Here is a 6,356-nt window from a genome sequence, read left to right as displayed (position 1 = left end):
GCTTGGTTTGCCCGTTTCCGTCGCATCGCCGTCCGCTACGAACGGCGCGCCGACATCTTCACCGCTTTCCACCACATCGCCGCCAGCCTCATCTGCTGGCGTTTCGTCCAGAGATGGTTCTGTTAGGCGCTCTAAGCCACAGACTTCGTACATGCTTCTTGTGATGAAGCAGTCTGATCTTGCCCTGGTTCGGTGGACACCACAGCTAAGCTTCGAGTGGAGCGGGAAGGTGTCTGATGACGAAGACGAGGCGATCCTTCACGGACGAGTTCAAGCGTGAGGCCGTTGCCCTGCTGGAAGCGAGCGGCCGGCCACTGGAGCATGTGGCGCGGGAGTTGGGCCTCCAGGCCTCGGTGCTGCGGAACTGGCGGCGGGTAGCCCAAGGCCACCCGCCGCGCTCACGGTCTGGCGCCCCTGCCGTATCCGGCACCGCCATGTTGGCCAAGCCGGACAAGCAGACGGCGGAGATCGGGCGGCTGCGACGCGGGTTGGAGTGCGCCCGGCAGGAACGCGACATTTTAAAAAAGCCATCAGCATCTTCTCGGAAGCACCGAGATGAGGTTCCGCTTCATCGAGGACCACCGGGACGAGTTCCCGACCCGGCTTATGTGCTCGGTGCTCGGGGTGTCCTCCAGCGGTTACTACGCGTGGCGTGGGCGGCCGGAAAGCCAGCGGGCCGCTGCCAACCGACAGCTTCTGGTCGAGGTCCGACGCGTTCATGGTCGCCACCATGGCCGCTATGGCAGCCCGCGCGTGCATGCAGCCCTCCGCGCGGAGGGCGTCGCCGCCAGCCGGGGCCGGGTGGCGCGTCTGATGCGCCGGCACGGCATCCGGGGCGCAGCCTCACGCCGGTTCCGGCCCGTCACGACCAACAGCCGCCATGGCCTGCCAGTCGCTCCCGATCTGCTGGGCCAGGCCTTCCTGGTGGCCGAGCCCAACCGGGTCTGGCTTGCCGACATCACCTGGCTGCCCACCGCTGAAGGCTGGCTGTATCTGGCGGCTGTCCTTGACTTGGCGACCCGGAAGATCGTTGGCTGGGCGATGCGCGACCATATGCGCGCCGAACTCGCCACCTCGGCCCTGGTCATGGCCATCCAGCGCCAAAGGCCGCCGGTGGGCCTCATCCAGCATTCCGACCGCGGCAGTCAGTATGCCTCCCGGAATTACCGGGACCTGTTGCAGGCGGCCGGGATGCGGCAATCCATGTCGCGCAAGGGCTGCTGCTACAATAATGCTCCCATGGAGAGCTTCTTCCACACTCTCAAGGTCGAGTTGGTCCATCGTACTCGGTTCGAAACCCGCGACCAGGCGCGCCGGGAGGTGTTCGCCTACATCGAAACCTACTACGATCGCCAACGCGCTCACTCGGCCATCGGATACATCACCCCTGAACAGGCCGAGCTAAGATCTGCGTGAACCCGTGTCCACCGAACCAGGGCAAGATCACGCAGCGCCCTTGCTCAAGAGATGGACACGGATGACCGGCCGATCGAATCCCGGGAGCAGAACCATGCCGGCAGCGAGAGCCGCGTCGAGGTCTTCCACGATGTCGAAGATGTCCTGCACCGACAGGGTAAGCTGGTAGTTCATCGCCGCCGCTGCCTGGACGATCATGTCGAGTTTCCGACGGTCGGCGGCGCCGCGCTGACCGCAGGCCCAGCGCTGCAGGGTTTCCTGAAGCCAGTCCACGAACTTCATGGTCGCCGCGCTCTGTTCCGCCGGAAGCACACGGATGATCGCGTCGTCTTCAATGCACGCGGCCAGGGCTGCACCGCTCCGAACTGGGGTGGTCATCATCATCACGGGTCGTCCTGAGTTGCGACCGCCCGGTGTGGCGGCCCGCAGGGCAGCCGCCGCACCGGGTGGACGCAACGCCGACGCGCTCCGACCGCTGCCTGTCACCTCACATACTCGTCACGGATTGGGGGCTTGGACGGCTGGAGAGGCTGCAGGGCGACGGTGACGATGCCGTCGGCCAGAGAAGCCGCGGCATCCGGTTGCGCCTGCCCGGTCGCCGCAGCGATGGTCGTGACGCTCCGCGTGGCAGCGTCCAGTTCTTCCCGCAGCCGCGCCGCTTCCATCGTCGGTTCCGACGCCGTCGACATCCTGTCGCTTGCCTCAGGAACGGCAATCCCGATGGTGGCCGGTTCGGGCGCGCGTTCTTTCCGTTCCGCGTCGCGGGTCTCCAGGTAGTCGAGCACCATCGCGTGTATTCCGCTCCACAAGGCGCGGTCATGCCAGTCGCCGCCCACGCGTCCCGCAGGTCGGCACCGATGGTCAGACCGACTCCAGCTTGGTAAGCGGCCGCTGCGATGACGGTGCGGAACCGGCCACCGAACTGGTAGGCCGCCGACGCTCCGGCCTTAGCGCCGGCGGCGTGGGAGAGCATGCCCTGTTCAATGCGAAAGTATCCCAGGTCGGCCATGGCATCGGCACCTCCCCGCCGTCGTCGATCCGGCAACCGGCCCTGGCCGGCCCCGGAGGCGTTGCGGCCTGCCGCAACGCCTAACTGCACACTTCTTCGCTCAAGGATGCCCGTGGCGAGGGCCGGAGGTCCGACGCCCGGGCATCCTGGTTCGGAAGGAAGCGTATGGAGGGTTCCGCCCCGCCGCATCGGGTGCCGGGCAATTTTCTGTGCCGCTTGGGTGAAATGGTGGACCCGAGCGGCCCGCAGACGGAGGGGTAAGATCGACGTGGATGGCGACGGTAACGCCGGTATCAGGTGCCGCCACCCGGTAGCGCTACCGCGGTATCACCTCACCATCGGCCGGCTTGGCCCGGAACCGTCAAGATTCCATCGCCGCAGCCCTTTCCTGACATCGCAACTCATCCAGATACTCAGCCGGCCGACGGCACGGCCGCCGAAACTATAGTCCTCGCAGAGGTTCTGGATGTCCTGCTCCCAGCCCACCCATCCCCTGATCACGCACGAGTCCGTCTCGGAAGCCGTCAGCAAGATCGTGTCGAAGGACCACGCCTATCCATCATACCGCCGGATCCGCGCCGAGATTGGCGGGGGTTCCCTGCGCGACGTATCCCGCTTCATCCATGACATCAGGAAGACCACCCCTCACCTCCTCGTCATTCAGAAGGGCGCGGTCAGCGCGTCGCGCGATGCGTTCGCAGGAGGGCCGGTTGACGTCCAGTCCTGCGCCGCGGCCGAGCAGATGCGGTGCGCCATCGACGGCGCCTTGACGGCCTTCATCGCGTCGATGGACGCCCTGCGGCAGGAGGAGAGGCGCCTCGCCGCGGAACAGCACGCCACCGCGCTGGCAGCCCTGCAGAGTGAAAGCACGGCTTGCCGAAACGAACTTCACGCTCTGACGGCTGAGATCGCTGAACAGGAGCAGGGCTACGAGGATTTGGCGCAGGAGCATGATCGGATCGCGGAAGACCGCAACCAGCTGGCGGTGAAGGTCGCCCAACAGGACGCGGCGCTGACCCGGATGTCCGCGGAGATCAAGGATTGGCAGCGGCAGGCGGCGGACGCGCAAGCCGCTGTGGAGACCGTGAACCGCCTTCTGTCGGAAGAAAAGGCTGCCCTCCTGCGCTCCTCGCCGCAGCTCGACCAGCTGCGTTCGGAACTGACCGACAAGCATCAGGTGGAACAGGCGCTGGACGAAGCGCGCCGCGAGAACGCCCGCCTGCGAGGGCGGCTGGAGGTCCTGGAACCGTTGGCGGCGACGCTCGCGGCATCCGCCCATCGTGAAGCCGGTGGCAAGGTGAAGCCCGCCAAGCAGGGCTCGTTGGGGCTGCCGGCCATGGCCGCGCCGCCCGATCCCTGACCGCACCGATGATCGGGTTGGCGTCGGCGACGCCGATCTGCCGCTGTGTTTCCACTTTTGCCACCATCGGACCATATCGTCATGGCCGCTCCCACCATGGACTTTCCACCCGTGCCCCACACCACCGACTCCACCGCCGCGACGACGGCGCCCACTGTCCAGCCGCCCCAGCAGGAGCAGCGGACCGTTCCGCTCGAGAAGCTGCTCGGATTGGCCCGCATTCTGGCGCGCCATGAGATGCGCCGGCGGCCGTCCCAGGCCGGCTTCATGACGTTTGCTGCCGGCCTTGCCCTTGTTCTTCTCGCCGCCCTGATCGCGTTCTCCCTGAAGGCCCTGCGATGACCGTCCTCCACCACCCCCGCCGTCGGACCGTCATCTACGCCCGCTACTCGACCGACAAGCAGCGCCAGGAATCGATCGCCGACCAGATCGAGCTGTGCCGGCGTTACGCCGTCGAGCAGGGCTGGGAGGTTGTCGATACCTACACGGACGCCGCGATCAGCGGCGCCTCCCGGCACCGCCCGGGCTTTCTGAAGCTGGTGGATGACGCCGGGCGCCGCCGCTTCGATGTCGTGGTGTCCGAAGCCGTCGACCGTCTGGGTCGACGGCTTCGGACACCACGGATCTCTATGACCGCCTTAGCTTCTACAATGTGAAGCTGTACACGCCGGACTTCGGCGAGATCAGCACGATCCACGTCGCCATTATGGGCATGATGGCACAGATGCAGTTCAGGGAGATCGGTCAGAAGACCCGACGCAGCCATCTTGGCTTGGCCAGGGAGGGACGTATTCCCGGCGGCAAAGCCTATGGATACGACGTCGTCGACGGCGACAAGGCAGGTGGCGGGTATCGCCGCATCAATGCGGACGAAGCCGCCGTTGTCCACCGCATCTTCACGCTGTACGCCGACGGTATGAGTCCCCGCGCCATTGCGCGCCTGTTGAACGATGAGAACGTTCCTGGCCCCAGGAGGAGAAAATGGGTCGATACCACGATCCGCGGACAGGTCGCCCGCGGAACCGGTATCCTCAACAACGCCAACTATGCCGGCGTTCTGGAATGGGGACGTTGCGAGTTTGTGAAGGCTCCGGGCACCGGCAAGCGCGTCGCCCGCATCAACCCTCAGGAAATGCGGGAGATTGTCGAAGTCCCCGAACTGCGCATCATCGACGACGTTCTGTGGAACCGCGTCAAGGTGCGACAGGAGGCGGTTGCCACCGAGATCGGTCGGGATGAGCAGGGCACCGGAATTCCGGCACCTGCCCGAACGACCGCACCATCAGCCGGCAAGCGATCGAGGGCCGTGTTCTTGCCGGGATGAAGGAACGCCTGCTCGGCGCCGACGTGGTCGCCGCCTTTATTGAGGAAATGGTCGTGGCGCAACGGCGTGATCAGGCCGAGGCGCGGAACCGGCGCGGCGACCAGGAGCGCGCTCTCGCGGGCATCGACCGGAAGATCGCGTCGATCCTGGAGGCAGTGGAGAACGGGATGTACAGCCCGGCCCTGAAGGAGCGGCTGTCCGCCCTGGAGGCCGAGCGCGCCACGCTCGCCGCCGAGATCGGCGCCCTGGGGACGGAGGCGCCGGAGATGCTGCTGCCAGCCAACCTGCCGGAGCTGTACAGGCGGAAGATCGCGGAGCTCGAGTCCGTGCTCGGCGACGGCGACGAGGGGATGGCCGCGATGGAGATGATCCGGTCCATGGTCGACCGTGTCGTGCTGTCCCCCTGCCCCTCGGGCGCCGGGCTGGAGGCGCAGCTTCATGGCGACCTGCTGGCGATCCTGGAGGCGTGCGCCGAGGTGGACCCGAAACGCCGACAGCCCGCCTCGTTGGAGGCGGGCTGTCAACTGTCGGTGGTTGCGGGGGCAGGATTTGAACCTGCGGCCTTCAGGTTATGAGCCTGACGAGCTACCGGGCTGCTCCACCCCGCGGATGTCTGTTATGTGGGGCGATGGACTTCGTGAAGATGCAAGCGTGCGTGCTTTGGATTGAAGCGTCTCATGTGCCTGAGCGACCTGGCGGCGACCTACTCTCCCACGTCTTAAGACGCAGTACCATTGGCGCGGAGGCTTTTCACGGCCGAGTTCGGGATGGGATCGGGTGTTTGACACCTCGCCATGACCACCAGGTCACCGAGGCACAAGACCGACGCTGTTACCGAAAGCGCTGTATGCTTGTTCGTGCAAGTGAKGTCGAGGATGTATCGAACGGCGATGCGCTGGTCAAGCACTGCTTTKGAGCAGGCTTGCTGCTGCGCATGGCGCGGTTAGTGGTGTCGAGATCAAGCCGATCGAGCGATTAGTAAGGCTTAGCTTCAGGCATTGCTGCCGGTCCACATGCCTCCTATCGACGTGATGGTCTGTCACGGCTCTCAAGGGAGCTCTGGTTTAGAGGTGGGTTTCCCGCTTAGATGCTTTCAGCGGTTATCCCGTCCATACTTAGCTACCCGGCCATGCCACTGGCGTGACAACCGGTGCACCAGAGGTATGTCCATCCCGGTCCTCTCGTACTAGGGACAGATCCTCGCAAAACTCCGACACCCACGGCAGATAGGGACCGAACTGTCTCAC

General features: G+C 65.5%; 8 protein-coding genes, 1 tRNA gene, 2 rRNA genes and 1 pseudogene. 6 read left to right on the top strand and 6 right to left on the bottom strand.

Annotation, left to right across the window (positions count from 1 at the left end):
• Both VH569_RS35075 and VH569_RS35070 read left to right on the top strand, forming a co-directional pair.
• Positions 1–126, top strand: a pseudogene (locus VH569_RS35075) (IS5/IS1182 family transposase); the annotation flags it as partial.
• Positions 127–236: 110 nt separating this feature from the next.
• Positions 237–1,416 (top strand): IS3 family transposase gene (locus VH569_RS35070; protein ID WP_423321874.1). Its coding sequence is split into 2 segments (ribosomal slippage): positions 237–529 and positions 528–1,416, totalling 1,182 coding nucleotides; the frame shifts between segments, so codons are not numbered across the junction.
• Positions 1,417–1,443: 27 nt separating this feature from the next.
• Here VH569_RS35070 and VH569_RS35065 read toward each other — a convergent pair.
• Both VH569_RS35065 and VH569_RS35060 read right to left on the bottom strand, forming a co-directional pair.
• On the bottom strand, positions 1,444–1,800 hold the full coding sequence (locus VH569_RS35065) for a hypothetical protein (RefSeq protein ID WP_423321872.1): 357 nt from the start codon (positions 1,798–1,800) through the stop codon (positions 1,444–1,446).
• Positions 1,801–1,898: 98 nt separating this feature from the next.
• On the bottom strand, positions 1,899–2,204 hold the full coding sequence (locus VH569_RS35060) for a hypothetical protein (protein ID WP_423321870.1): 306 nt from the start codon (positions 2,202–2,204) through the stop codon (positions 1,899–1,901).
• 687 nt (positions 2,205–2,891) lie between these two features.
• Here VH569_RS35060 and VH569_RS35055 point away from each other — a divergent pair.
• From VH569_RS35055 to VH569_RS35040, 4 genes are all read left to right on the top strand, one after another.
• On the top strand, positions 2,892–3,785 hold the full coding sequence (locus tag VH569_RS35055) for a hypothetical protein (protein WP_423321869.1): 894 nt from the start codon (positions 2,892–2,894) through the stop codon (positions 3,783–3,785).
• An 81-nt stretch (positions 3,786–3,866) separates the two neighbouring features.
• Positions 3,867–4,127: a hypothetical protein gene (locus VH569_RS35050; protein ID WP_423321867.1), complete on the top strand. Its 261-nt coding sequence runs from the start codon at positions 3,867–3,869 to the stop codon at positions 4,125–4,127.
• Positions 4,124–4,441 (top strand): recombinase family protein, encoded by a 318-nt coding sequence (locus tag VH569_RS35045; RefSeq protein ID WP_423321865.1) that lies wholly within the window; start codon positions 4,124–4,126, stop codon positions 4,439–4,441. The genes VH569_RS35050 and VH569_RS35045 overlap by 4 nt, the downstream gene beginning before the upstream one ends.
• On the top strand, positions 4,438–5,109 hold the full coding sequence (locus VH569_RS35040) for a recombinase family protein (RefSeq protein ID WP_423321863.1): 672 nt from the start codon (positions 4,438–4,440) through the stop codon (positions 5,107–5,109). The genes VH569_RS35045 and VH569_RS35040 overlap by 4 nt, the downstream gene beginning before the upstream one ends.
• Positions 5,110–5,179: 70 nt before the next feature.
• On the opposite strand, the gene VH569_RS35035 is transcribed toward VH569_RS35040, so the two are convergent.
• From VH569_RS35035 to VH569_RS35020, 4 genes are all read right to left on the bottom strand, one after another.
• Positions 5,180–5,488: a hypothetical protein gene (locus tag VH569_RS35035; protein ID WP_423321861.1), complete on the bottom strand. Its 309-nt coding sequence runs from the start codon at positions 5,486–5,488 to the stop codon at positions 5,180–5,182.
• Positions 5,489–5,640: 152 nt separating this feature from the next.
• Positions 5,641–5,717 (bottom strand) — tRNA-Met (locus VH569_RS35030).
• Between the two features lie 82 nt (positions 5,718–5,799).
• Positions 5,800–5,915, bottom strand: a 5S ribosomal RNA gene (gene rrf, locus VH569_RS35025).
• Positions 5,916–6,063: 148 nt separating this feature from the next.
• Positions 6,064–6,356: ribosomal RNA gene (locus VH569_RS35020) — 23S ribosomal RNA — on the bottom strand; the annotation flags it as partial.

Origin of the sequence: Azospirillum sp. 11R-A, assembly GCF_049472615.1 — a bacterium.
GTDB classification, from domain to species: Bacteria; Pseudomonadota; Alphaproteobacteria; order Azospirillales; family Azospirillaceae; genus Azospirillum; species Azospirillum palustre.
Note: the sequence above shows the minus strand (reverse complement) of the source record. Positions and strands in the feature narration are given on the sequence as shown.